Source organism: Pseudomonas sp. P4_C4, from assembly GCF_056402055.1.
Map to the genome: position 1 here is coordinate 21,304 of NZ_JBFUID010000031.1, position 25,214 is coordinate 46,517.

Sequence of the window (25,214 nt, forward strand, 5' to 3'; positions counted from 1 at the left end):
AATGAGCAACGAGAACGCCCTGCGCGAAGAAATCTGTGAGGTTGGCCGCAGCCTATACCAGCGTGGTTATACCGTCGGCAGCGCCGGCAATATCAGCGCGCGCCTGGATGACGGCTGGTTGATCACGCCGACGGATGTGTGCCTCGGGCGCCTCGATCCGGCAACCATCGCCAAGGTCAATCTGGCGGGTGAATGGGTGTCCGGTGACAAGCCTTCAAAGACTCTGGCGTTGCATCGCCAGGTCTACGACCGCAACCCGAATGTCGGCGGCGTGGTGCATACCCACTCCACCCATCTGGTGGCGTTGACGCTCGCCGGTGTCTGGCAGGCGGACGACATTCTGCCACCGCTGACGCCGTATCAGGTTATGAAAGTCGGGCATATCCCGTTGATCGCCTACCAGCGACCCGGATCGCCGAAGGTTGCCGAACAGGTCGCGCTGCTGGCCAATAGCGTTCGCGGCGTGATGCTCGAACGGCTGGGTCCGGTGGTCTGGGAGAGTTCGGTCTCCAGGGCCAGCTACGCCCTGGAAGAGCTCGAGGAAACCGCGCGGCTCTGGCTGATGAGCAATCCCAAGCCTGAACCGCTGGATCAGGCGGCGCTGGACGAGCTGCGAGAGACATTCGGTGCGCACTGGTAGTGCGCTGAATTCTTTTAAAACGATAGAACACGATAGAACACGACAGATCGATAACGCAGGCCCTGTCCGGGAGACGCTCAGCGACTCTCGATGGCCCCGGCTTGCCTAAAAATACAATAACAAGAGGAACTCCAGGCATGACTCGCCTTCACTGTGGCATTTTCAGAAGAATCCTTTCGTTCACCCGGTGTGGAGGGCTTCTGAAATGAGCCCGTTAATCCTGATGATTACCGCTGGGGCAGGCATCGCGCTGTTGTTGTTCCTGGTGCTCAAGTACAAGTTCCAGCCCTTCGTGGCCTTGATGCTGGTGAGCATTCTGGTGGCGCTGGTGGCCGGGGTGAAACCGGCCGATCTGGTCGCTACCATCGAAGGCGGCATGGGCAAGACCCTGGGCCATATCGCAATCATCATTGCCCTGGGCGCGATGATCGGGCGGATCATCGAGCTCTCCGGCGGTGCCGAGGCGCTGGCCAAGACGCTGATCACCCGTTTCGGCAACCGGCGTACGCCCCTGGCGTTGACGATTGCCGGCTTCATGGTCGGGGTGCCGGTATTCTTCGAGGTCGGTGTGATCATCCTCATGCCGCTGGCCTATGGTATTGCCCGGCGTGCGCGCAAGCCGCTGTTGGTGTTTGCGTTGCCGATGTGTGCGGCGTTGTTGACCGTACACGCCTTTCTGCCGCCGCACCCGGGTGCAGTGGCCGCTGCCAGCCAATTGGGCGCGGACCTGGGCCGCGTGCTGATGTTCGGTTTGCCGATCACCGCGTTCCTTTGCTATGTCGGCTACCGCGTGGCCGGGCGCATGACCCGTCGGGCGTACCCGATGACCGACGATATTCGTGCCGAGGTCTATGGCCCGCATGTCACCAACGAGGATCTGGCTGCCTGGTCCAATGGCAACGACATCAGCGCTGATCGAGCGGCTGAAGCCGTATCACACATGGGCCTGGAAGAGTCGACCAGCAGCATCGTTTCCAAACTGCCGCCGGCCCCCGCACCGGGTTTTGGCCTGATCGTCAGCCTGATCCTGTTGCCCATCATTCTGATTTTGCTGGGGACTCTGTCCACCTCGTTGCTGCCTGCCGAATCGGTCCTGCGCGGCATCATGACCGTGCTCGGCGCACCGCTGGTGGCGTTGTTGATCGACACCTTGCTGTGTGCCTGGCTGCTGGGTTCGCGTCGGGGCTGGAGCCGCAATCAGGTGTCCGACGTGATCGGTTCGGCCTTGCCTGGTGTCGCCATGGTGATTCTGATTGCCGGTGCCGGCGGTGTGTTCGGCAAGGTACTGGTGGACACCGGAATCGGTGCCGTGGTCTCCGACATGCTGCGCACCACCGGTCTGCCGGTGCTGGCCCTGGGCTTTCTGCTGACCATGCTGTTGCGCGCGGTGCAGGGTTCGACCACGGTGGCGCTGGTGACCACTGCCGGCATCATCAGCCCGCTGATTGCGACCCTCGATCTCACCCCGAACCACATGGCCCTGCTGTGCCTGGCCATGGGCGGTGGCGGGTTGGCCATGTCCCATATCAATGACGCCGGTTACTGGATCTTCACCAAGCTGTCAGGCCTGAACGTGGCCGACGGTCTGCGCACCTGGACGGTGATGACCACCTTGCTCGGCACCTTGGGTTTCTGTATTACCCTGCTGATCTGGCCCTTTGTCTAACCCTTTATCTCAGGAGCTACCATGCCTCGTTTTGCAGCCAACCTCAGCATGCTCTACCCGGAACATGAGTTTCTGGATCGCTTCGCCGCCGCTGCCTCTGACGGTTTCGAAGCGGTGGAGTATCTGTTTCCCTACGACTACAGCGCTGAAGAACTCAAGCAACGCTTGAGCGACAACGGCCTGGTGCAGGCACTGTTCAACGCGCCACCCGGTGATTGGGCTGCGGGGGAGCGGGGCACGGTGTCGTTGCCCGGTCGGGAGGGTGAATTTCGTAGCGGGTTTGATCGCGCCCTGGAATACGCCGGTGTGCTGGGCAATTCACGCATCCATGTGATGGCCGGGCTGTTACCGTCGCAAAACGATCGCCCACGGCATCACGGCGTGTACCTGGAAAACCTCGCCTACGCCACCGCCCAGGCGGCCAAGGCAGGCGTCACCGTATTGCTCGAACCGATCAATACACGAGACATGCCAGGCTTTTTCCTCAACCGCCAGGACCAGGCCCAGGCCATCTGCAAGGAAGTGGGCGCCAGTAACCTGAAGGTTCAGTTCGACTGCTACCACTGCCAAATCGTCGAGGGTGACCTGGCGACCAAACTGCGTCGCGACTTCGACGGTATCGGCCACATCCAGATCGCCGGCGTGCCGGATCGGCATGAACCGGACCTGGGGGAAGTCAATTATCCTTATCTGTTCGAGCTGATCGACCAGTTGGGTTATGACGGCTGGGTAGGGTGCGAGTATCGGCCACGAGGCAATACGTCTGCCGGCTTGCAGTGGTTGCGCGACTGGAAAGCGCGTTAAGCACTATAGAGGAGGGCGGCGACGGGCTCCGCTGGATGCAGGAGCCCGTCGTTTCACGCCGGTGTATTGTCAGCCGGCAGCAACAGTTCGACACCCTGCTTGCGGATGCCATCGGCCGCGGCAGGGGTCAATGCGTCGTCGCTGAGGATGATGTCGAACTGCTCGAGCCCGGCAATCCTGTACATACTGAAGGTGCCGTATTTCGAACTGCTGGCCACCAGCACCACTTGCGCAGCCGATTGCATCGCGGCTTGTTTGACCTCAACCTTCAGCGCCGAAGGCGTGGTGAGGCCGCGACGCAAATCCCATGAACTGGTCGATATGAACGCGATATCGGTGACCACCTGACGCAAGGTGGCAACCGCCAGACCGCCCACGCACGATTGATTGGAGTGATCCAGTTGCCCGCCGGTATGAATCACCGTGACATGGGGCGCGTCGATCAGTGCCTGGACAATGCCGAAGTCGTTCGTCACCACGGCCATGCCGGACAGCGCCTTGATGTAGGGGACAATTTCCAGCGTGCTGGTTCCCGCATCCAGGTAAACCGTCATGTCGGCATGCAATAGCCGGGCGGCGAGCCTGGCCATGGCCTGCTTCTGCGGCAACTCGACCACCGCCTTGATCTGATGGCTGGGCTCACTGTGCAGCTGGCTGGCGATCCGCACCCCACCCGTTACCGAGTAAGCACGACCTTCCTGCTCCAGCAATGCAATGTCGCGGCGTATGGTCATGTGCGAACAGTCGAACATTTCCATCAATTGATGAACGCTCAGCACCTGATGCTTGCGCAACTGTCGCAGCATCAATTCACGGCGCTGTTCAGGGATCATCGGTGCGCCGCTTTCGGCGGCGATGTCCTTTTGACTAGGCATTCGGGCTCCAGAATGAAGAAATCCGCAGACAAGGAGGGCGGGCAATCATAGTAGCGAATCTGCAGCTGGATCAGTAGCGGGATGAGATCTCGAGCCCATTCTTCTTTCGCTCAATCGGACTGGGTCTGGAGGATATCGCCATTGCCAATGAGCTTTATCAGTTGCATATGAAGAACAACTGAGTAGAGGTTCAGAAGTCGTTCTGCCTATTTCAGCGTAATAATAAGCCGGGGGATGGAAACATCCCCCGGCTTATATTCGGGAGGGTGCCATGGCAGCTGTTACCGATACGCTTAAGCTGTTTCTCTGCGGCGACGTCATGACTGCCCGCGGCATCGACGCACTACTGCCGCATCCTGGCGATCCGCGGCTTTACGAAGCTTACGTCAAGAATGCCGGCGATTACGTCCGGCTGGCAGAACGAGTCAATGGTTCGATTCCCCGCCCAGTCGATTTCACCTATGTCTGGGGCGCTGCGCTGGATGAGTTCGAACTTCGCCAGCCACACGCACGCATCATCAATCTGGAAACTGCGGTGTCCCGCCGCGGACGACCGGAGCCAAAGGGCATCAATTACCGCATGAGCCCGGAGAACTTCCCGGTCATTAGCGCAGCCGGCATCGACTGCTGCGTGCTGGCCAACAACCATGTGCTGGACTGGGGGGCTGCCGGCCTGGCCGATACGCTGGATACTCTGGCGAGCAATGGTATGTGCAGCGCCGGCGCCGGGCACAACCGGCAATCTGCCGAAGCGCCCGCCGTGTTGCTGCTGCCTGGCGGGCGGCGCTTGCTGGTGTTTGGCCTCGGCGCACCCGACAGCGGCATAACGTCGGACTGGGCCGCCACGGATAAGCGCGCGGGCGTCGCGCGGCTGGAGGATCTGTCGATACAAAGCCTGCGCCCTGTGGCCAAACGGATTCTCGAGGGCAAAAAACCGCGGGATCTGGTGGTCGCCTCCATTCACTGGGGCGGCAACTGGGGGTTCGATATCCCGCGCGAGCAAGTCCGGTTCGCCCACGCCTTGATCGACGAGGCCGGAGTTGACGTGGTGCACGGGCATTCCTCACACCACGTCAAAGGCATCGAGGTGTACCGCGACCACCTGATTCTCTATGGCTGCGGTGATCTTCTGAACGATTACGAAGGCATCGAGGGCTACACAGCCTTTCGCGGCGACCTGGGGCTTCTATACTTTGCCTCGCTGGACCCGGGCGGGCACCTGCAGTCGCTGGACTTGATACCCACCCGCCTGTGTCGCTTTCGCATCTGTCGCGCCGAAGGGGATGACCGTCAATGGCTGCACGACACCCTTTCTCGCGAGTGCGCACGTTTGGGCAGCAGCATCCAGCCGGGTGCGAAAAATGCCTTTGAGTTGCGTTGGTGAGCCCCTTTGGCGGCTCGACACTCGATTGCTTCGGGCGGCGTTCCGACGATGGACTGAAGGACGGCGCGTTTATTCAGAAACACGCGTTATCGTTAACGTCTATCGCGAGCAGGCTCGCTCCCACAGGGGCGCAGCGTTTAGGTATTAAGCCCGAAGCCTTACATCGTCAGTTGCTGAAGGCTGCAGCAACGAGAACAGGTTCTTGGGATCTTGCAGCTCTGGCACCAGCTGGATGTCGCTGCCAATGTTGAGCGTTCGTGCAATATCCAGCACATAGCGCAAGGCGGAGTAGTCCTCGATGGCGAAGCCGACCGAGTCGAACAAGGTGACTTCCCCGGCATGCTGGCGACCTTGGGTCTGACCATTGATGACTTTCCAGAACTCGATAACCGGTGAGTCGATGGGCATCTGCTGTATTTCGCCTTCAATGCGGCTTTGCGGTTCGTACTCAACCATGACCCGCGCACGCTCGACGATGTCCCGGTGCAGTTCGGTCTTGCCGGGGCAGTCGCCGCCCACGGCGTTGAGGTGCATCCCGGGCTCGATCATCTCAGGGGTTAAAATCGTTGCGTAGGCCTTGTCGGCCGTGACCGTGGTCACGATATCGGCGCCACGCACCGCTTCTGCGACGGTTTTGGCAACGCTCACCTGTATGGCGGGGTAGGCCCGCAGGTTGGCTACCAGCTTCGCTGTCGCGGCAGGATCGATGTCGTAGAGACTGATTTCAGTAATGCCGAGCAGTGTATGAAAGGCCAGGGCCTGGAATTCGCTCTGTGAGCCGTTGCCGATGAGTGCCATTCGACGACTGTCCGGTCGGGCGAGGTAGCGGGCTGCGAGCGCAGAAGTGGCAGCGGTGCGAATGGCGGTCGTCAGCGTCATTTCACTCAGTAACACAGGCTTGCCGGTATCGACGTCTCCCAGTGCACCAAAGGCCATGACCGTCAGCATGCCATTGTGGGTGTTCTTTGGATGACCATTGACATACTTGAAGGCGTAGAGCGCAGCATCAGACACCGGCATCAGCTCGATGACGCCCTCGGGTGAGTGGTTGGCCAGGCGCGCGCACTTTTCGAAATCCGGCCAGCGTACGTAGTCTTCGCGGATGTACTCGGCCATTTCGATCAGGCAACGCGGCAAGCTTTTTTCCTGGACGAGGCGGCTCAGATCATTGACGTCAATGTAACGGGTCATATTGGGTTCCTTTGGGCGATTTTTGGTGTGCCGGTCTGGACTATTGTCGAGGCAATTCAGAGAAGATTTCGGCCAATACTGACCCTGGATACAGCAAGAGAAGTCGAAAAACAGCGAGCGCACAGCGCAATCGGCGAAGTGACAGTCACCGCAGTATCGTCATGCAGATGAAGAAGGCCGCAAAGACAAGCACATTCCTGTGCCGCTCCCTTAAAGCGGGGACACAGTGACTTGCTGCGACGACAGCATCGGCTGTGAAAGCCATTCGTTCAGCACAGGCACGCTGCTTGAACCCGGGGTTACGACACCAGCACCGTCCCGGCAATTGGCATTCTGATGGTCCGTTTCAAGCGCTTGTCGTTCGCCGCTTGAGATGGAGTACAACTCCGACGACTGGCTGCTTCCAGTCGAAAACAACAACAAAAACGGCTGCGGTGAAGACCGCATCGACTCTCTGCCCCTGTCAAAAAGTGTGGTCCGACGCAGGCGCCGGATCGCGATAAATCCAAATAATCCGGGACTCAAGAAAATGAACATCAAATGGCTGACTTTGCCGGCACTCGCGTTGCTGTGCTGCGCCACGGGCGCCAGTGCCAAGGAATGGAAGGAGCTGCGATTTGGCGTCAACCCAAGCTACCCACCCTTTGAATCCACCACGGCCGATGGTGGGGTCCAGGGCTTCGGCGTGGATCTGGGCAATGCAATATGTGCCGAGCTGAAGCTGACCTGCGTGTGGGTCAGCAATGATTTCGACGGGTTGATTCCGGGGCTCAAGGCCGGCAAGTTCGATGCCATCGAATCTTCGATGACCGTTACCGACGCGCGCAAAAAACAGATCGACTTTACCGATCGCCTGTACGCCGGACCGACCGCCATCGTTACCCGCAAAGACTCCGGACTGTTGCCGACCGCCGAGTCGCTGCGCGGCAAAACCATCGGTTACATGCAGGGCACGATTCAGGAAACCTACGCCAAGGCCAAACTGGCGCCGGGCGGGGTGAAACTGCGGGCCTATCAGAATCAGGATCAGGTCTATGCCGACCTGGTATTTGGCCGTCTCGATGCGTCGATCCAGGACAAGCTGCAAGCGCAGATGAGTTTCCTGACCGCGCCACAAGGGGCGGACTTCCACAACAGTGAGGGCATCAGCGACCCGTTGGTGCCGGCAGAAATCGCCATTGGTGTGCGCAAGGACAACGAAGAGCTCAAAGGCATGCTCAACACCGCCATCAAGGCCCTGCACGACAAGGGCATCTACGCGCAGATCCAGCAGAAACACTTCGGTGACCTGGACCTCTACAACAACTGATCCTCGCGCCCCGGTCGCTGTGTCGCAGCGACCGGGGCGCATCAAGACAGGTGACTGGCGTGAATTCCTTCCTGAATATTCTGGGGCTCGACTTTTCGGCCCTGCAAGGCTATGGCCCTCTGTTGCTGCACGGCACCTGGGTCACCCTCAAACTGTCGGCGCTCGCGCTTCTGGTGAGCATGGCGCTGGGGCTGCTCGGCGCGGCGGCCAAGCTGTCGCCGCTGAAACTGTTGAATCTACCGGCGACCTTTTACACGACGCTGATCCGTGGTGTGCCCGACCTGGTGTTGATGCTGCTGATTTTCTACAGCCTGCAAGGCTGGCTCAGCGCCCTGACCGACTCCATGGGCTGGCCCTACATGGAAATCGACCCATTCGTGGCCGGGATCATCACCCTTGGTTTTATCTACGGGGCGTATTTCACCGAGACCTTTCGCGGGGCGATTCTGAGTGTGCCACGCGGGCAACAGGAAGCCGCGGCGTGCTTTGGCCTGAACCGCTGGCAGCGCTTCCGTTTCGTGGTGTTCCCGCAAATGATGCGTTTTGCATTGCCGAGCCTTGGCAACAACTGGCTGGTGCTGCTCAAGGCCACGGCGCTGGTATCGATCATTGGTTTGTCGGACCTGGTCAAGGTCGCGCAGGAGGCCGGCAAAAGCACGTTCAATATGCTTGATTTCCTGCTGCTGGCCGCAGCGCTTTACCTGCTGATCACCAGCGCTTCGAACTACGTCTTGCGCGTGCTGGAACGGCGCTACAACCAGGGTGTACGGGGGATGGCGCGATGATCGAGTTGATTGCCGAATACTGGAAACCCTTTCTGTTCAGCGACGGCGAGACCCTCACCGGGTTGGCGATGACCCTGTGGTTGCTGGTGGCGAGTATTGCCATGGGCTTTTTCCTGTCGTTGCCCCTGGCGATCTTGCGAACCTCGCGCTGGGGCGTTTTGCGTTGGCCGGTTCAGCTGTTTACCTACATCTTTCGCGGCACGCCGTTGTATATCCAGTTGCTGATTTGCTACAGCGGGATCTACGGCATTGCCGTGGTCCGTTCGCAGCCATTGCTCGAAGCGTTTTTCCGCGACGCAATGAATTGCACCTTGCTGGCGTTCACCCTCAACACCTGCGCCTACACCGTGGAAATCTTCGCCGGAGCGATCCGCAGCATTCCCTACGGTGAAATCGAAGCGGCACATGCCTATGGCCTGAGTGGCTGGCGCCTGTATCTGCAACTGATCCTGCCTTCGGCGCTGCGCCGGGCGCTGCCGTACTACAGCAACGAAGTGATCCTGATGTTGCACGCGACTTCGGTGGCGTTCACCGCAACGATTCCGGACATCCTGAAAATCGCCCGGGATGCCAATGCGGCGACCTTCATGACGTTTCAGGCTTTCGGTATCGCCGGTCTGCTGTACCTCGTGCTGTCCTTCGGGCTGGTCGGCGCGTTCCGCCTGGCGGAGAAGCGCTGGCTGAGCTTTCTCGGCCCGGCCCACTGACTTCCATTCTTTGTCCAGAGCGGCGCCGATAAGCGTGCCGTTCCAGGAGTACTCGCATGTACAAACTCACAGTTGAAAATCTGTATAAACGTTTTGGTGACAATGAAGTGCTCAAGGGCGTCTCGTTGAACGCACGGGCAGGGGACGTGGTGAGCATGATCGGCGCCAGCGGTTCGGGTAAAAGCACCATGCTGCGCTGCATCAACTTTCTGGAGCGTGCGGACGAAGGCGCCATTGCTCTGGATGGCGAGCGAGTCCTCACCCGTCAGGGCGTCGGTGGCATGCGCGTTGCCAACCCGAAGCAGTTGCAGCGCTTGCGCACGCGATTGGCGATGGTGTTCCAGCATTTCAATCTGTGGAGCCACCTGACCGTGCTGGAAAACATCGTACTGGCGCCGTGTCGAGTCCTGGGTATGAGTCGCAAGGCCGCCGAAGAGAGCGCACGGGCGTATCTGGACAAGGTCGGCTTGCCGCAACGGGCGGCCGATCAGTACCCGGCGTTTCTGTCGGGCGGGCAGCAGCAACGGGTGGCGATTGCCCGTGCCCTGGCGGTGGAACCGGAAATCCTGTTGTTCGACGAGCCAACCTCGGCGCTCGACCCGGAACTGGTGGGTGAAGTGTTGAAGGTGATTCAGGCGCTGGCCGAAGAAGGCCGGACCATGTTGATGGTGACCCACGAAATGGGATTTGCCCGGCAGGTCTCAAGCCAAGTGTTGTTCTTGCATCAGGGGCGGGTCGAAGAGCAGGGCGATGCTACGATACTCGACCGGCCAAACAGTGAACGTTTGCAGCAATTTCTATCGGGTCGTTTGAAGTGAGGCAAGGCGTACATGGCGGATATCCGCGATCTGTCGATCGTGCTTGATCGTATCGATCAGGCAATCATTGAAGTGTTGCGCCACGAAGGGCGCATCACCTACCAAAAGCTGTCCGAGCGCGTGCACCTGACCCCCAGGCCTTGTCTGGAACGGGTACGCAAGCTGGAACAGCTTGGGGTCATTCGCGGCTATGGCGCGATTCTCGATGAGAAGAAACTGACGCCGGGCTTGTCGTTGCTGGTGCTGGTGGCGTTGTCGAACCAGAGCGGACGCGCGGCGCAAAAGGCCTTCGAAGCCAAGGTCCGCGCCTGCCCGCAGGTGCTGGAATGTCGCCTGATCAGCGGCGCGTTCGACTACAGCCTGCGCATGCGCTGCCGTGACATGGAGCATTACCGGGTGTTGACCGAAGTCTGGTTTGACGACCCGGATTTGCACATCGACAAACTGGTCAGCCACCCGGAGCTGGCGATGGTCAAGACCACCATGGAGTAAGATCAAAAGATCGTCCGAACGCGGCCCGAGCCTGCGGCAGCTCCTACTTTGGAATGTGTATCCTTGTAGGAGCTGCCGCAGGCTGCGATCTTTTGCTTTCCGACCCTCACCGAATCGGCTGGGCAACCAGTAATCTTCAGCCGTTTTCATCAGCGCAAAAGCCGTTATCAACCGGGTTTTTCCCACCTCGAAACAGACAATGAGCCTCTCTCGACCCTCATTGAGTCTGTGCCCATGCAAACCACCAATACGGTTTTAATGATTCGCCCGACACGTTTCTCCTTCAATCAGGACACGGCGGCGAACAACCGTTTCCAGCGTCCGGCAACCGTTGCCGAAGACGTACAACTCAAGGCCCTGGCCGAGTTCGATGGCTATGTTGACGCGATGCGTCGGCACGACGTTGAAGTCCTGGTGCACAACGATCGCGAAGCGCCGCATACCCCGGACTCGATCTTCCCCAACAACTGGTGGAGCAGCCACCCGGATGGCACCTTGGTCCTGTATCCGATGCAGGGCCACAACCGGCGTCTGGAGCGGGACAAAGGTGTACTCGACGGGTTGCTGGGTGAATACCGGGTCGAGCAGGTGCTGGACCTGTCCAGCCTCGAAGAGCAGGAGGTTTTCCTCGAGGGCACGGGCAGCATGGTCCTGGATCGGCAACAGCGGATCTGCTACGCCGGTTATTCCACGCGCACCCACGCCCGGGCCCTGGATCAGCTGGTCACCCATCTGGGCTATGAACTGTGTGCGTTCAACGCGGTGGACCGCCAAGGCGTGGCGATTTATCACACCAACGTCATGATGAGTGTCGGCACCCGTGTGGCGGTGGTTTGCCTGGCGTCCGTGCCCCATCCGGGTGAACGTGCGGCGCTGCGTAATCGGCTCGAAACCAGCGGCAAACAGGTCATCGCCTTGAACTGGGCGCAGCTGGAGTCCTTTGCCGGCAACATGCTGGAAGTGCACAACGCAGCGGGCGAGCCGCTGCTGGTGATGTCGCGCACAGCCTGGCAATCGCTGGACGCCGATCAGCGTCGCTTGATCGAAGCTCACACCACGCCGTTGCCGGTGAACATCGACACCATCGAGCGCATCGGTGGCGGCAGCGCGCGCTGCATGCTGGCCGAGGTGTTTCTGCCCAGGCATTCGTCCAGCCAGGAACAAGTGCGATGATCGTCCGCCAGAGTTTCGCCGGCGCTTCGGTGACCAGGTCATTGCGCAAATGCGCGATTACTCGGACGAAGAGGGGGTTTCACCGTTCTGAGAAGCTCTGGGACGGCACTCTTGTTTGATCCATAACCGTCAGTTTGCCGATTGCCGGATCACTTCGGCAGTGGCGCGAGTTGCAGTCGGTACGCTGATTGTCGACGCTCAAGTCGCCAAGGCGTTGGACTTGAGTGCGGGGGGAGCGCGGTGAATGGAGCTTGCGCCGGCTGGACTTCGGGCGTCCATGTATGTGAGAGGACGGCGGAGGTAAATCCGCCTCCTGCTCGATTTCTTCACGGGGCACCTGTTTGCCACTGCCCAACGATTGCTTGTGGCCGATTTCTGCCTTCCACGACCGGCTGAAAACGACCCAGCAGCCTGTCAGCATAGGCAGAAATCGGCCAATAGCGATCTAAAGTTTCTGGAACCTCAACCATAATCTGCCAATCGATCTAATAAGAAAGGGGAGAAGTTAGATGGTGATTTATGACGGCGGCCGATTGCTTCCTGAGCGTGGGGCTAACGTCAGTCAGTGCGGTGCGTTTCAATGGCTGATCACAATAGGCACGATCGATTGTCTGGCCCGAGTGTCCGCTAGTCTTTCTTAGTGACCTGTAAGCCACTTTCGGTATTCGCGATCAATCCATTGAGCTGAATAACTGCTTTGAGTTTTTCGCGTTACACACCGCATCTGCTTCCGCTCGCGTTGGAAATGAAAGGGGAAGGCGACACTTTTCCTTGTTGTCGTAGATGTTGAAGCCAGAAGACACTGTGCTGGAATAGAAACGGGCACCGTTACGTACTGACCCTGTCTCAGTAGGTATCACTGGAATGACATCAACCGAGCGATACCCGCTTAACCAAAATTGGCATGAGGAGAAGCTTGCCCACCTAGGCACGTACTTAACGCGATGCATTCGTCAGGCGAATATGACGTGTGCGTATTGTCGATTTCCATTCATAATACCCATACATCAATATCTCCCCATCCACACCGAAACACGAGAGGTTACGGTCATGTTTGGGAAGATCTCGATTCTTGCAACTGTTCCAATGGGCCTGGCTCTGATTGCCGGCGCCTTGATTCCTTTACAAGCCTCCAGCAATGGCGCCCTTGGCCGCGAGCTCGGTCATCCACTCTGGGCTGCCCTTACTTCGCTGATCGTCAGCTCAGCTGTGCTGATCGCCACCATCGTGGTTCTTCGCATACCGCAGCCAAACATTGCGGGAGCGTTGCAGGGGCCTTGGTGGCTCTGGATAGGCGGATTCAGCGGGGCCATTTACGTCGCAATGGCCACCTTCCTGCCCCCAAAGCTTGGCGCTTCGAACTACATCTTGTTCGTGATGGTGGGTCAGGTCATAGCCGCGATGCTAATCGATCACTTTGGCCTCCTCGGCCTGACCGCGAAGCCAATCAACCTGGTTCGGGTTGCAGGGGTGCTGATCATCTTCTTCGGATTGATCGTGGTTCAAGTGGGCTCAAACAAAGAGCCCGCTAATTCCGGAAAGTTGATTCAGACCGCAACGGTCAACGCGAACCTCAAATAAACCAGAGCCTCCCTTTCGGCTGGTGGTCGCTCTTGGTAGCCAGCCCTTTTTATTCAGGTCGACCCTCTAGTCGAACCAACGCACGCGGCTTGTGTGCGAATAGCCGAGAAATCTTTCTCGGCTGACATGAGGTGCATATGAACGGAAGTTCAGCACTATATTTTCGTAGAAAGATCGGAGTGTTATTTATGAATATCGTGAAACTGCAATTCAGTGATGGCCGTCCGAACGCTGTTGGCCTTGAAGAAGTAAACGCCGTGCTTCGGAGCGTAGGTGTTCGTGCAAGCACCGTGAGCATTCCGGACGCAGCCAAACCCATTTTGAAAGCATCGCAGTCCCGCACTGTCACCGAGGCCGAGCAAGAAGAACTGATCAGGCTCTTCAGCCTGAACCGCGCAGAGTTGCTTGAGCAGATCGAACTGGCTGGCCGTGTGCCCGAGACGCCACGTGGCGGCCTTCTTTCCACCCATCAGCCTGGCGTTGCCCCCTATCCCAAGGTCTATGACATGCTGGCCATCCCTGACGAACACCGTGCCGGCGTTCTGGAGAGCTTCGGTCGCTTCCACGTCAACATGGCCGAGAACGGTGTAGGTATCGATGAAGTGATGACCGTCGTATCGGGCGGCCCCTTCACCTGGATGTTCGTGCTGCCCGAAGGAGTTGTAGTACGGCTCACCGTTGGCCCAGCCAGTGAGGAAACAGCGATTCGCTTGAGTTATCCAGGCATGGGCATTCACGCCGGATACATGGATGCGAAACAGGGCTTGATCGTGGCATATGCTCACGGCCCCGAAGAGTTCGTAGTCCACTACGATGAGCCTACTGCGCCCCATGCGTATCTGTTGAACACCAATCCCTGGGTGGACTTCTCCGGCGACATGCCAACTCTGTTCGACAAGATTCACTAAGTCTAACGCTCACGAGCCTCCGTACCATTTGGCAACGGAGGTTCGCTTTCTGCCTCAGGAGACGATTGAATGTCTATTTTCAAAGTTCAGCACATCGACCACGTTGTCCTGCGAGTTGAGGACATGGAGCGGAGTGTCGATTTCTATACCCAGGTTCTCGGATGCTCAATTAAGAAGCGCAATGACCAGTACGCCATGATCCACCTTACAGCGGGAAGCTCGATGATCGATCTGGTGGACGTTAATGGCCCCTTGGGTGCCATGGGCGGCGGGGCGCCAGGGAAAGAACGACGTAATGTCGATCATTTCTGCCTTCGAGTCGAACCCTTCGATGAGCAGGCGATCCTTGCCCACTTGCAAGCTTTTGACATCGTTGCTGATAAGGCGGTGACTAGGTACGGGGCCGAAGGCGTTGGTCTATCGATTTACTGCTTCGATCCTGACGGTAATCAGGTTGAGCTCAAAGGCCCCGCTGAGTCGGGAGCTGCTTAAGTCAAGATTCAGGTGCTCTGGCTGCACTTCAAGATTGCTTCCCTGATCCACCTGTTGGCAGGGTCTGCGTCTTTACGGGCATGCCATGCTTGTTGATAGGACAGGACGGGAAGATCTAGAGGAGCATCGAACGTTCGAAGCGTTGGATATCTGTCGAGCCCACTGACGGCCCAGCTCGCAACGGTCAGGATAAGGTCTGTGCCGGCAATGAGCTCGATTGCGGCGCTCCAATGAGGAAGTGCCACAGCGATTCTTCGACGCAGTCCCATGCTTGCCAGCACTCTTTCGATCTCGTCATTCGCATCAGGCCGAAGGGCAAGCATCACATGCGGACGCTCCAGCCATTCCTCCAGCGTCAGGCAGCCACATTCCGGTAGGGCGCTTTCGTCGGCGAGGCTGACAAAATGCTCCGGGAAAAGCTCCTGCACATGGATGCCATCCGGATACTCCGGAAAGATACCAAGCGCCACATCGAGCTCACCATCAGCTAATTGGGCCATCATGGTTTCACGACTCGCTTGGCTGACAGCCAGATCCACTCCAGGCGCTACATTGCGAACATGCCGTACCAAGCCAGGCAGTACCCGGCGAGTGGCATAGTCGGACAGCGATAGCCGGAACCGTGCTTGAGAGCTGCTGGGGTCGAAGTCAGAAGCCCCCAGCAAGTCATTGAGGTGCCTTAACGCCTGTTCAAGAGGCCCTAGCAAGCTTTGAGCTCTGGCGGTGAGCACCAATTGCCCTTCGCGACGGATCAGCAATTGATCGTCAAAGTGCGCTCGAAGTTGAGCCAGGGCATGGCTGACAGCTGGCTGGCTTTTATGCAGTCGAACCGATGCCCGAGTCACGTGCCGCTCCAACAACAATGCATGAAGGGTCAGCAATAGATTTAGGTCGATTCTTCGTAGCTCTTCCAGCATGGGCTCGAATCTGTCAGGTGCGTCAGGACAGCGTACCAAACTGTCGTAAGCGATGACAGATCACTCTACCGGAGCAGGGTGACGACTCCCGGAGCAATACCGAAATTGTTGCCTTGACTGGTTCAATCCACATCCCAAAGCGGACGCTCACACTCGAAGTCAGCGGGTTGAAGCCGTCATGCTGTCGTATGATCCGACTCCCTACGAAAAGCAATTTACACCTGAGGCGTAACAGGTAGTCGCGATTGCGCAATCAACCACTCGATGAAATTGCTCACTTCCTCACGATCGCGATTACCTTCGCTGCACACGCAGTAATAGTTCTGCAAAGCTGGCACGGCAAGGGCGAGAGGCTGTACCAGTCGGCCTTCATCCAGATCGCGGGCGGACACAACCTCGTCGCTGAGTGCCACGCCGTACCCATCGCGAGCAGCTTGCAGAACCATGCCGAAATCATCGAAGTAAATATCCGAGTCACTCGATTGTCCAAAGCGTGCCTCGGACAGCCAGCGTCGCCACTGGGCGCCATCGTCTTCATGAAGCAATCGATAATGAGCCAGGTCGGACACGCTTCGAATGGCCTTGGGGCCGCGCAATAGTTGGGGGCTACATACGGGTGTCATGCGGATGCCGTGCAGTAATCGCCACCAGAAGCCAGGCCAGGGAGGGACGCCGTAAATCACGGCCAGATCGGCTCGTCGCCAATCAACTGTATTGAAGTAACTTGCGGTGATGACATTCAACTTGATGTGCGGATTGTCATCCATGAACGCGAAAAGCCGTGTGGCAAGCCAAGTGACGCCATGCACGCTGGGAATAGAAAGCGTCAGTTCGATTTTCTGCCGTTCTCCCTCATGTTCACTGGACAGCTGTCGCACCCCATCCTGGATTTCGCAAATCGCGTTGGCTACCCGATGTTGCAAGAGACGGCCATTGTCGGTCAGGACCAGTCGTCGACCTTGCTTCTCGAATAACTCCTTACCCAGCCCACTTTGCAGAACCCGAAGCTGCTGACTGATTGCGCCCGTGGTGACATGTAACTCCACCGCCGCCGCGGCAATATTCCCCAGTCGTGCGACACATTCGAATACCCGAAAACTATGGAGAGGTGGGAGCGCCATTGCCGTGCCTATATTTCAGTTTTTCTAAAGAATAACCCTATAAAAAGTTTAGCTTGTTTGCCCTCTTTGTCGCCAGCACCATTGCCCTGCGTTACCGCATTCCTCCTCTAAGCCACTAAAACAACAAGAGAAATGTCATGAGACAAGTAGCCGCAATTTTTCTGGGTTTGGGTATGGCCAGCAGCTTGGCCGTTGCAGCTGATCTGAGCAGCACGAAACCTTCGTTCGCTCAGGGCGACACATTAAAAGTCTGTACGGCCGGCGAGTTTCCACCGATGGAGTTCTACGCCAAGCCCGGCGACACCCAGATGGTTGGTTTTGAGGTGGATGTCATGGCTGCGCTGGCCAAACACTGGGGCGTAAAACTCCAGTTGGTTGTGGGCGATTTCAAAGGTCTGTTGCCGTCTCTCGACTCAGAACGTTGTGATGTCGTTGCCAGCGGCATGACCCTTACCAGCGAACGTTTGAAGCGCTACGACGGTGTTGGCTATTTCAAATCGTCCAAGGTCATGGTGACGTCGGCACGGGATGAGCAAACCCGCAAACCGGAAGATCTGAGCGGCAAGGTGATCGCTATCGAGGCGGGCACCACCTACGAGGACACGGTAAAGGCTCTCAACAAACAGCTGGTAGAAAACGGTCGCAAGCCCATCAGCATGCAGACGTACCCGTCGGCTTCGGCGGTCATCCAGCAGGTTCTCGTAGGGCGAGCAACCGCGACGATCACCCAGGATACAACGGCGGCTTATCGCAGTACCCAGGTACCTGGGCAACTACAGATTACCTACACCTATCCAGACGCTGACCTGTTTGGACTTTACCTGCGCAAGAACACTGCCGATTTGCAACAACTCAACAATGCGCTGGGTGCCTTGCAGCAAAGTGGTGAACTGAAAACGCTGCTCGCCAAGTGGAATCTGCCAACCCAGTCGACAGACGTCCAATTGGCTCAGCAGTAAGGGTGAGCGTCATGGTGTTTGATTCTTCGTTATTCCTGGACGCCGTATTCGGCTGGCCGCTGGCTAAAGGGGCGCTGCTGACCCTTGTGTTGTCGGTTGGCGTGATGGCGTTGTCCATGGGTGTTTCGCTGTTCACCGGCTCCTGTGCAACTTCGTCGCGGCGCGGCGTGCGCTGGTCGATGGCCAGTTATGTGTGGTTGTTCCGTGGTGCTCCGGCGTTGCTGGTCTTGCTGTTTATCTGGAATGGGCTACCGCAACTGTTCCCCAGTTTTCGTGGTGGCTGGTTCACGCCTTTTCTGGCGGCATTCATTGCTCTGACGCTGATACAGATCGCCTATCTGACCGAGATATTTCGCAGTGCATTTGCTGCGGTGAGCAGCGGCCAGCGCGAAGGCGCAGCGGCATTGGGCCTGCATCGATCACAAGTGTTCATGTTGGTGGTGTTGCCGCAAGCCTTACGTATTGCGCTACCTGCTTTGGTTAACGAGTTCATCTCGCTGCTCAAGGCGACTTCCCTGGCGACCATCATCTCTTTGAATGAATTGATGACCACCACCCAGTTTGCAATTGCCACGAGTTTTCAGTTCCTGGAGTGGTACAGCGCTGCGTTGGTTTACTACATGTTGCTGGTCTCGGTATTGACGGGCTTGCAGATGCGCGTCGAGCGCGTTCTTTCCAATGGCTACCGCTAAGGGCGGTTTTCCGGGCAAAACAGGAGACACCATGAAACTGTCCATTGATACGCCAGTCGCGCTTGCCAAGACTCAGCCAACTGCGGTGGAAATTCGGGGGCTTGGCAAATGGTACGGGACGTTCCAAGTACTGAAAAATGTTGATCTGGATGTCCAGCAGGGCGAACGGGTGGTCATTTGCGGGCCCTCCGGTTCTGGCAAGTCCAGCCTGATTCGCTGCATCAATCGCCTGGAGGAACACCAGGAAGGACGCATCGTCGTCGACGGCGTGGAACTTACCGGTCAGCTCAAACGCATCGACCGGGTGAGTAGTGAAGTGGGTATGGTGTTTCAGCATTTCAATCTATTTCCTCACCTCACTATTCTTGAAAACTGCACCCTGGCTCCACGTTGGGTACGCAAAATGCCTCGTCGAGAAGCAGAGGAACTGGCCATGCATTACCTGGAGCGGGTACGCATCCCGGACAAAGCCCACTGCTATCCCGCCAAACTGTCGGGAGGCCAACAGCAGCGAGTTGCCATTGCACGAGCCTTGTGCATGAACCCCCGAGTGATGCTGTTCGATGAACCAACCTCAGCGCTGGACCCGGAGATGATCAAAGAGGTGCTCGACACCATGGTTCAACTGGCGGAAGAGGGGATGACCATGGTGTGTGTTACCCACGAAATGGGCTTTGCTCGCAAGGTGGCTGACAAAGTTGTCTTCATGGATGCAGGTCAAATCGTCGAGTGTGGTTCGCCTGATCAAATATTTACCCAGCCGAGCCACGAACGAACCCAGCGCTTTCTTGGCCAGCTTCTGCATTGAGGTGCTCCATGAGGGATGAATGGTACGAAAGGCAGGACCTGGGCGATGGCATCACGTGCTTGAGCGAGCCTTATGTGCACCGCTACTTTGCCGCCAACCTCTTTCACGTGCGAGGGCGCGATGCCGATCTGGTGATTGATTTCGGCATGGGGTTGGTTCCGTTACGACCAGCCCTGGCTCTAGAAGAAGGTAAGCGGCTTATTGCGGTGGCGACCCATATTCATGCCGACCATGTCGGCGGTTTCCATGAGTTCGAAACACGACTCGGGCACCCAGCTGAGGCGGAAGATTTTGCCCGCATGGTTGATCAGGACACCTTGGCTCATGTGTTTCGCAGCTTGCCGGGCGCAGTGACGCAATCACCTTGCCTGAACTGGTCGCCGGAGCACTACTGCATCAGGCCGGCTCCATTGACCCAGACCGTAGAGGAGGGAGATATCATCGATCTGGGAGACAAACAGCTACGGGTACTTCATTTACCCGGTCACTCTCATGGCTCCATCGGCCTACTCGACGAATCTGCAGGTGTGCTTTTCAGTGGTGATGTCATCTACATCGGTGGATTGGTCGATAACCTGCCCTGCTCGAACCAGGCTCTTTACCGTCAGACGATGCAACGCTTGATCGATCTGGAGGTGCAGTGCATTCACGGAGGACATGGCGCAGTCATGTCCTCCGAGCAGATGAAGGCTATTGCGAGGCAATATCTTCACGGCACATCAGCCAAGGCAACGATCTGATCGGGCGGGTTATCGAATAGAGTGTTATATCCGTCTGGAGCATCGTTTCACCGTAAACGATTGCCCACTTTTGGCCATTGCTGCCGTTCATGAAGGGCAGCTTCTGGCCGATTGTCGCCTGTTGCGATGGGCTGAAACCGACCCATAACTGCCTGTCGCAGTAGCCAGAAATTGACCGCCCGGATCTATACCCAGGTGCAGACGGATTCTAGATTGCTTGTATCCCCCCTGGGGGGATAAGATTCACGTAATTCTCTAATCGCGAAGACTCAAATCATGAGTGAGCACGAACACGCGCACCCACACGTCCACCAAAGTCATGAGGCGATCATCAAACGCCTCAAGCGGGCAGACGGCCATTTACGCGCAATCATCACCATGATCGAAGAGGGGCGTGAGTGCGTAGACATTGCCCAGCAGCTGCATGCTGTTGAAAAAGCGGTGTGCCAAGCCAAGCGCACGCTCATACAGGATCACATTGATCACTGCCTGGAGGACACTGTCTCGGCGTTGAACAATGGCGAGCGCGCACCACTGGAAGCCTTCAAGCAAATCACCAAGTACCTCTAGGTCTGACATGCCCAATTTCGCTGAACTGCTGCAACAAGGCGGGGCTCACGCCTGGCTGTATTTCCCGAGCGCCATTCTGCTCGGTGCCTTGCATGGCCTGGAACCAGGCCATTCAAAAACCATGATGGCGGCCTTTATCGTGGCCATCCGTGGCTCGGTCAAACAGGCCGTTCTGTTGGGCTTGGCCGCGACGCTGTCGCACACCGCAGTGGTCTGGTTGGTCGCCATCGGCGGCATGTACCTGGGCCAAGGCCTCGACGCTCAAACCACTGAGCCGTACTTCCAGATGGCGTCCTGCGCACTGATCATCGTGATTGCGCTTTGGATGCTGTGGCGTACCTGGCGCGGTGAGCAGATGTTCAAGTTCGAGCAAGGTGATGACCACCACCACGGCGAACATGACCATGACCATCATGATGAAACCCACCGAATCGATACCGGCCATGGCCGTGTCGAACTGTCGATATTCGAAGTAGACATGCCACCGCATTGGCGCCTGAAAACATTGACCGGACATGCCTGGGCTGCCTCAGATGTTCGCCTGATGACGACTCGTCCAGACGGAAGCACGCAATCCTTCTCTTTTGTCGAGCGCGAAGGCTTCCTGGAGTCGGCAGTCGATATCCCGGAGCCGCATGAATTCAGTGCTCGCTTGAGTCTTGGGCATGCGGGGCATTCCCATGATTACGATCTGGAGTATCAGGAGCATGATCACGGGCATGCGCCTTCCGGGCCGGAAGGCCTGGAGTTGTCGATTGATGGCTATCAGGATGCGCATGAACGTGCGCATGCCAACGACATCCGCAAGCGCTTTACCAACCGTGAGGTCACCACAGGCCAGATCGTCATGTTCGGTCTTACAGGCGGTTTGATTCCGTGCCCTGCGGCCATCACCGTACTGCTGCTGTGCCTTCAGGTTAAAGAAGTGGCGCTGGGTGGGATGCTGGTTCTGTGCTTCAGCATTGGCTTGGCGATTACCTTGGTGGCGGTGGGAGTGGCGGCGGCCATTGGCGCTAAACAGGCGTCCAATCGCTGGCCATGGCTGGGCACCGTGGCTCGTCGTGCGCCATACCTGTCCGGTCTGTTGATCATCGGTGTAGGTCTGTACGTAGGCTTCCATGGCTGGATCGGCCTGACCGCATAACGCTGTGTAACCGGGACTCTTCACATTTGCGCAGGCCAGTTATGCGTTTCACCTTGGCATTCCTTGCACCATGCGTAGAGTGCGTCATACAGGATCAGGCCGTGTACCAGCATCTCATGGTCATTCGCAAAGCACTTCGACAGTCCCAGTGAGATGGCGTACAACCCGGCCGATTGCGGCGTTAGATCCAGGCGAGAGGTATCAGCGCCGCGCACGATCCTGGCCAGATGCTGCAAGGCGGGTTCACTGAGCCGGTACTTCTTTAGAAATGCATCGAAGCTGCACAGCTCGCCCTCATGGGTCAGCTCAACGCCGGGAATGTCGTAAGGTGCAGCATCTTTCTCTGCGGCTATCCGCAGCACATCAGCGCTGGGCACATACAAAAACTCGGGTTGCGGATCGATAAAACGAGCGATCAACCAAGGACAGGCGATGCGGTCGATCTTGGGTCGTTCACGGGTAATCCACCTCATGGAACACCTCCTGCCTAGCTCGGTAGGCTGGGTGATCTGGCGAGCCCGGTGCCCGCCATAGACTGTTAACCAGCTCGTGTTTTCAGCGCAACAGATGCACTGCCAAGCCGACGAGTGCGCAGGTCATCAGCACCTGAATAACGCCCCGCTTGAAGCGGAACAAGGCAATTGCCGCTGCAATGGCGATCAGGGCTGAGGGCCAATCGAGGTTGCCGCTGAAGCCCTTCGGCCATAGCACGTGATAACCGAAGAAACACGCCAGATTGAGGATCACGCCGACGACTGCCGCTGTAATGGCAGTTAGCGGTGCCGTGAACTTGAGTTCGTTGTGGGTCGACTCCACCAGCGGGCCACCCGCGAGGATGAACAGGAACGAGGGCAGGAAGGTGAACCATGTCACCAGGGAGGCGGCGACAGCCCCAGCCAGAAACATTTGATCGGCACCGAACACTTGCGAGACATAGGCCCCGACAAAGCCGACGAAGGCCACCACCATGATCAGCGGCCCTGGTGTGGTTTCGCCTAACGCCAATCCGTCGATCATTTGTGTCGGGGTTAGCCAGCCATAGTGACCAACCGCGCCCTGGTACACATATGGGAGTACCGCGTAGGCCCCGCCAAACGTCAGCAGCGCCGCTTTGGTAAAGAACCAGCCCATCTGGGTCAAAGTGCCTTCCCAGCCAAAGAGTGCGGTCAAAATCCCCATTGGCAATGCCCATAGTGCGGCGCCAATCAGTGCGAGCGATGCCAATTTCAACCAGCTGAACCGGGCATGCTCCGGGGACGGAGTGTCGTCATCGATCAAGGCCGGGCCGAAGGATTTTTTTGCGGCGCTATGGCCCCCGGCTCTGAATTTTTCGGGTGCCAGGCGTCCGCCGACATAACCGATCAGTGCGGCACCCAGAACGATCAAAGGGAACGGCACATTGAACGCGAAGATTGCGGTGAATGAGGCTGCCGCTATCGCCCATAGCCAATTGTTCTTCAATGCCCGAGAGCCTATTCGATGGGCCGCCTGCACGACGATGGCGGTCACGGCGGGCTTGATGCCATAGAAGAGCCCCGCAACCACAGGCACTTCGCCGAAGGCGATGTACATCCACGACAAAGCGATCAGGATGAACAAAGAGGGCAGCACAAACAGCACGCCCGCAATCACCCCGCCCCAGGTTCGATGCATCAGCCAGCCGATATAGGTTGCCAACTGCTGAGCCTCTGGCCCAGGGAGCAACATGCAGTAGTTGAGGGCATGCAGGAATCTGCGCTCGGATATCCAGCGCCGCCGCTCTACCAACTCCTGATGCATGATCGAGATCTGTCCCGCAGGCCCGCCGAAGCTGATGAAGCCGAGCTTCAACCAGAACCGGAACGCTTCACGCAAACTGATCGCTTCCGGCCTCAACAGCTCTTCTTCAACCATTGGTGCCAAATCCTTACTCATTGGGTTGTTCCTCTTTCACAAACCCGGCGAGCAGACCGTCGAAAATGCCGCTCGCAGCGACCAGCAAATGGTCGTCGTGGGTAATGGTTTCGCGCAGTCCTGCCAGCACACGCTCGACACCGGCAGCCTCCACCGGCTGAATGCCTCCGATATCGAGGTAGTGCACCAGGGCCGCAATGCGGTTCAGACCGGACTCTTGAAGCTCAAAACTGGCTTGCAGGGTTTCGAAGCTCACGCGGTTGCCGACATGACTGAAAGTCGCCTCATCGAAATCGAAGCCCAACGCATCGGCCGGACAGTCCTGTGGCGTGTCCAGCCAGAGGATCTGAGCATTGGGGTCAATGAAGCGACGGATCAGCCAGGCACAAGCCAGGCGGTCAACCCAAGGACGCTTGCGGGTTGCCCAGAGTCGCCCCTGAAAGTCGTCACGGTTGAGCACCGTTATGGGTATGTTGTGGCTGTGCGGTTCGTCTGGGGACAGGACTCTGCTGACTGCTGTCTCCAACTCCTGCAAAGCAGCGTCGATTTGTTGCTTCGGTTTGCCTGGGAAGTAATCGATGCTGGTCAGCAGGTCGTAGGTTTTACGCAGTTTGCGAACCTGTTTCGTGAGGGCCAATGCGTTTTCAGGATTGAGCTGCCCACGGCATTCTTCGATCTCTGCGTGTAGCTTGCCGTAGTCCTCGCTGCGGTCGAACAACCCGACAAAACGCTCACCGTCAGGATCCATGACAGGCAGGATAAATGCGGTGCCATTGATGGCCAGGATGTCCCGTTCGACAGCTGCGAGCGCTTCACGACAGACACCGGTATCAGGCAGCAGATAGGCACCATCACGCAGAACCGCTGCACCAGCAGCTTTCAGTGCACGCCAAGCGCGCATGCGCTCGGTGGCATTCGCTGTCGGTAAGCCAAGAATCAACGCTAGCCAGTTTAACATGTAGAGTTCGCTAGTTTTTTGTAGTGATGTTTACAGTAGCGCTGATTCGGGCGGTCGAAAAGCCCCCTTCATGACGTAATGCTGTTCAGTTAAGCGAATGTGGTCCTCTGTAGGAGCAAGCTCGCTCCTACAATTTCCTTGACTGAACAGCATTGCCTTCATGACGGAAATTTTGGCGAATTGGCTTGAGACGGGAGTAAGCAGGGTGTGCGATATGGGCACTACCAGAAAGGCATTGATTTTTAGAAATGGATTTCAGCGGTCTTGAGGCCCAAGTCTCGAAGCTCGGCGATCAGGTCATCCAGATGCCCGAAAGACTCCACTTCCTCGTTGTCATCAACCAGGAAATAACTTCTCCCGGCGTCCTTCTTGAAGAACACGATCCACTCCTTGGGGTTGGTCGGATTCGCGATCACATGGGTGTCAAAGGTCACGCCTTCGGCGTGTTTGCTTTTCACAGTTTTACGATTCATGTCAGTCACCACGCTACGCGCGCTCTCAAGATTCTCTATTTGCAGTGCATGCCCGCCCAGCTCCATCTGAACTTTCACTATAAACATCTCCAGCCGCACGAAGCGGTGGATCAA

At 57.6% G+C, this 25,214-nt stretch carries 27 protein-coding genes and 2 pseudogenes; 21 read left to right on the forward strand and 8 right to left on the reverse strand.

What is annotated here, in order from left to right:
• Nucleotide 1: 1 nt before the first annotated feature.
• The 3 genes from otnC (at nt 2) to otnI (ending at nt 3,110) form a co-directional block, all read left to right on the forward strand.
• Complete coding sequence (gene otnC, locus AC1DXW_RS17035; protein WP_477754350.1) at nt 2-640, forward strand: 3-oxo-tetronate 4-phosphate decarboxylase; 639 nt, start codon at nt 2-4, stop codon at nt 638-640.
• A gap of 205 nt (nt 641-845) precedes the next feature.
• Nucleotides 846-2,306: a GntT/GntP/DsdX family permease gene (locus AC1DXW_RS17040; protein WP_477760234.1), complete on the forward strand. Its 1,461-nt coding sequence runs from the start codon at nt 846-848 to the stop codon at nt 2,304-2,306.
• Between the two features lie 21 nt (nt 2,307-2,327).
• The gene (gene otnI, locus AC1DXW_RS17045; RefSeq protein ID WP_477755980.1) at nt 2,328-3,110 is read left to right on the forward strand and encodes a 2-oxo-tetronate isomerase; all 783 of its coding nucleotides are present in this window, start codon (nt 2,328-2,330) and stop codon (nt 3,108-3,110) included.
• 53 nt (nt 3,111-3,163) lie between these two features.
• On the opposite strand, the gene AC1DXW_RS17050 is transcribed toward otnI, so the two are convergent.
• The gene (locus AC1DXW_RS17050) at nt 3,164-3,985 is read right to left on the reverse strand and encodes a DeoR/GlpR family DNA-binding transcription regulator (protein ID WP_477755979.1); all 822 of its coding nucleotides are present in this window, start codon (nt 3,983-3,985) and stop codon (nt 3,164-3,166) included.
• A 95-nt stretch (nt 3,986-4,080) separates the two neighbouring features.
• On the opposite strand from AC1DXW_RS17050, the pseudogene AC1DXW_RS17055 reads away from it, so the two are divergent.
• Both AC1DXW_RS17055 and AC1DXW_RS17060 read left to right on the forward strand, forming a co-directional pair.
• Nucleotides 4,081-4,167: pseudogene (locus AC1DXW_RS17055) on the forward strand (hypothetical protein); the annotation flags it as partial.
• An 89-nt stretch (nt 4,168-4,256) separates the two neighbouring features.
• The gene (locus tag AC1DXW_RS17060; protein WP_477755978.1) at nt 4,257-5,369 is read left to right on the forward strand and encodes a CapA family protein; all 1,113 of its coding nucleotides are present in this window, start codon (nt 4,257-4,259) and stop codon (nt 5,367-5,369) included.
• A gap of 144 nt (nt 5,370-5,513) precedes the next feature.
• On the opposite strand, the gene AC1DXW_RS17065 is transcribed toward AC1DXW_RS17060, so the two are convergent.
• Nucleotides 5,514-6,560 (reverse strand): ornithine cyclodeaminase, encoded by a 1,047-nt coding sequence (locus AC1DXW_RS17065; protein ID WP_477755977.1) that lies wholly within the window; start codon nt 6,558-6,560, stop codon nt 5,514-5,516.
• A 529-nt stretch (nt 6,561-7,089) separates the two neighbouring features.
• On the opposite strand from AC1DXW_RS17065, the gene AC1DXW_RS17070 reads away from it, so the two are divergent.
• From AC1DXW_RS17070 to AC1DXW_RS17115, 10 genes and pseudogenes are all read left to right on the forward strand, one after another.
• The gene (locus AC1DXW_RS17070; protein ID WP_477755976.1) at nt 7,090-7,869 is read left to right on the forward strand and encodes a transporter substrate-binding domain-containing protein; all 780 of its coding nucleotides are present in this window, start codon (nt 7,090-7,092) and stop codon (nt 7,867-7,869) included.
• A gap of 59 nt (nt 7,870-7,928) precedes the next feature.
• Complete coding sequence (locus AC1DXW_RS17075) at nt 7,929-8,654, forward strand: ABC transporter permease (RefSeq protein ID WP_477760235.1); 726 nt, start codon at nt 7,929-7,931, stop codon at nt 8,652-8,654.
• Complete coding sequence (locus AC1DXW_RS17080) at nt 8,651-9,361, forward strand: ABC transporter permease (RefSeq protein ID WP_477755689.1); 711 nt, start codon at nt 8,651-8,653, stop codon at nt 9,359-9,361. The genes AC1DXW_RS17075 and AC1DXW_RS17080 overlap by 4 nt, the downstream gene beginning before the upstream one ends.
• A gap of 56 nt (nt 9,362-9,417) precedes the next feature.
• A complete protein-coding gene (locus AC1DXW_RS17085; RefSeq protein WP_477755688.1) occupies nt 9,418-10,179 on the forward strand; it encodes an ABC transporter ATP-binding protein in 762 nt (253 codons plus the stop codon).
• A gap of 12 nt (nt 10,180-10,191) precedes the next feature.
• Nucleotides 10,192-10,671 carry an Lrp/AsnC family transcriptional regulator gene (locus AC1DXW_RS17090; RefSeq protein WP_007974731.1) on the forward strand — a complete coding sequence of 160 codons (480 nt, stop codon included), beginning with the start codon at nt 10,192-10,194 and terminating at the stop codon, nt 10,669-10,671.
• Nucleotides 10,672-10,905: 234 nt separating this feature from the next.
• Nucleotides 10,906-11,844 (forward strand): citrulline utilization hydrolase CtlX, encoded by a 939-nt coding sequence (ctlX, locus tag AC1DXW_RS17095; RefSeq protein WP_477755687.1) that lies wholly within the window; start codon nt 10,906-10,908, stop codon nt 11,842-11,844.
• A gap of 115 nt (nt 11,845-11,959) precedes the next feature.
• Nucleotides 11,960-12,088, forward strand: a pseudogene (locus tag AC1DXW_RS17100) (arginine N-succinyltransferase); the annotation flags it as partial.
• An 806-nt stretch (nt 12,089-12,894) separates the two neighbouring features.
• Complete coding sequence (locus AC1DXW_RS17105; RefSeq protein WP_477755686.1) at nt 12,895-13,425, forward strand: DMT family transporter; 531 nt, start codon at nt 12,895-12,897, stop codon at nt 13,423-13,425.
• Between the two features lie 188 nt (nt 13,426-13,613).
• Nucleotides 13,614-14,333, forward strand: coding sequence for a hypothetical protein (locus tag AC1DXW_RS17110; RefSeq protein WP_477755685.1), 720 nt, complete (start codon nt 13,614-13,616; stop codon nt 14,331-14,333).
• 69 nt (nt 14,334-14,402) lie between these two features.
• Entirely contained in the window at nt 14,403-14,825 is a 423-nt protein-coding gene (locus AC1DXW_RS17115; protein WP_477755684.1) for a VOC family protein, read from the forward strand.
• Nucleotides 14,826-14,833: 8 nt separating this feature from the next.
• Here AC1DXW_RS17115 and AC1DXW_RS17120 read toward each other — a convergent pair whose 3' ends face one another.
• Together AC1DXW_RS17120 and AC1DXW_RS17125 are read right to left on the reverse strand one after the other, a co-directional pair.
• Complete coding sequence (locus tag AC1DXW_RS17120) at nt 14,834-15,739, reverse strand: LysR family transcriptional regulator (protein WP_477755691.1); 906 nt, start codon at nt 15,737-15,739, stop codon at nt 14,834-14,836.
• Between the two features lie 218 nt (nt 15,740-15,957).
• Nucleotides 15,958-16,863: a LysR substrate-binding domain-containing protein gene (locus AC1DXW_RS17125; protein WP_477760236.1), complete on the reverse strand. Its 906-nt coding sequence runs from the start codon at nt 16,861-16,863 to the stop codon at nt 15,958-15,960.
• A 137-nt stretch (nt 16,864-17,000) separates the two neighbouring features.
• Between AC1DXW_RS17125 and AC1DXW_RS17130 the strand changes: the two genes are divergently transcribed.
• The 6 genes from AC1DXW_RS17130 (at nt 17,001) to AC1DXW_RS17155 (ending at nt 21,776) form a co-directional block, all read left to right on the forward strand.
• The gene (locus AC1DXW_RS17130) at nt 17,001-17,822 is read left to right on the forward strand and encodes an ABC transporter substrate-binding protein (RefSeq protein WP_477756179.1); all 822 of its coding nucleotides are present in this window, start codon (nt 17,001-17,003) and stop codon (nt 17,820-17,822) included.
• Between the two features lie 11 nt (nt 17,823-17,833).
• A complete protein-coding gene (locus AC1DXW_RS17135; RefSeq protein WP_477756178.1) occupies nt 17,834-18,514 on the forward strand; it encodes an amino acid ABC transporter permease in 681 nt (226 codons plus the stop codon).
• A gap of 31 nt (nt 18,515-18,545) precedes the next feature.
• The gene (locus AC1DXW_RS17140; RefSeq protein ID WP_477756177.1) at nt 18,546-19,322 is read left to right on the forward strand and encodes an amino acid ABC transporter ATP-binding protein; all 777 of its coding nucleotides are present in this window, start codon (nt 18,546-18,548) and stop codon (nt 19,320-19,322) included.
• Nucleotides 19,323-19,330: 8 nt separating this feature from the next.
• Nucleotides 19,331-20,062, forward strand: coding sequence for an MBL fold metallo-hydrolase (locus AC1DXW_RS17145; RefSeq protein ID WP_477756176.1), 732 nt, complete (start codon nt 19,331-19,333; stop codon nt 20,060-20,062).
• Between the two features lie 276 nt (nt 20,063-20,338).
• On the forward strand, nt 20,339-20,632 hold the full coding sequence (locus tag AC1DXW_RS17150) for a metal-sensing transcriptional repressor (protein WP_477756175.1): 294 nt from the start codon (nt 20,339-20,341) through the stop codon (nt 20,630-20,632).
• Nucleotides 20,633-20,639: 7 nt separating this feature from the next.
• A complete protein-coding gene (locus AC1DXW_RS17155) occupies nt 20,640-21,776 on the forward strand; it encodes a nickel/cobalt efflux protein RcnA (RefSeq protein ID WP_477756174.1) in 1,137 nt (378 codons plus the stop codon).
• Between the two features lie 20 nt (nt 21,777-21,796).
• Here the strand turns inward: AC1DXW_RS17155 and AC1DXW_RS17160 are convergent, their stop codons facing one another.
• From AC1DXW_RS17160 to AC1DXW_RS17175, 4 genes are all read right to left on the reverse strand, one after another.
• Nucleotides 21,797-22,249: a chromate resistance protein ChrB domain-containing protein gene (locus AC1DXW_RS17160; protein ID WP_477760237.1), complete on the reverse strand. Its 453-nt coding sequence runs from the start codon at nt 22,247-22,249 to the stop codon at nt 21,797-21,799.
• An 82-nt stretch (nt 22,250-22,331) separates the two neighbouring features.
• Complete coding sequence (gene chrA, locus AC1DXW_RS17165) at nt 22,332-23,690, reverse strand: chromate efflux transporter (RefSeq protein ID WP_477760238.1); 1,359 nt, start codon at nt 23,688-23,690, stop codon at nt 22,332-22,334.
• Entirely contained in the window at nt 23,683-24,627 is a 945-nt protein-coding gene (locus tag AC1DXW_RS17170) for a chromate resistance protein ChrB domain-containing protein (RefSeq protein ID WP_477760239.1), read from the reverse strand. The genes chrA and AC1DXW_RS17170 overlap by 8 nt, the downstream gene beginning before the upstream one ends.
• A 242-nt stretch (nt 24,628-24,869) precedes the next feature.
• Complete coding sequence (locus AC1DXW_RS17175) at nt 24,870-25,100, reverse strand: hypothetical protein (RefSeq protein ID WP_046043128.1); 231 nt, start codon at nt 25,098-25,100, stop codon at nt 24,870-24,872.
• Nucleotides 25,101-25,214 lie beyond the last annotated feature (114 nt).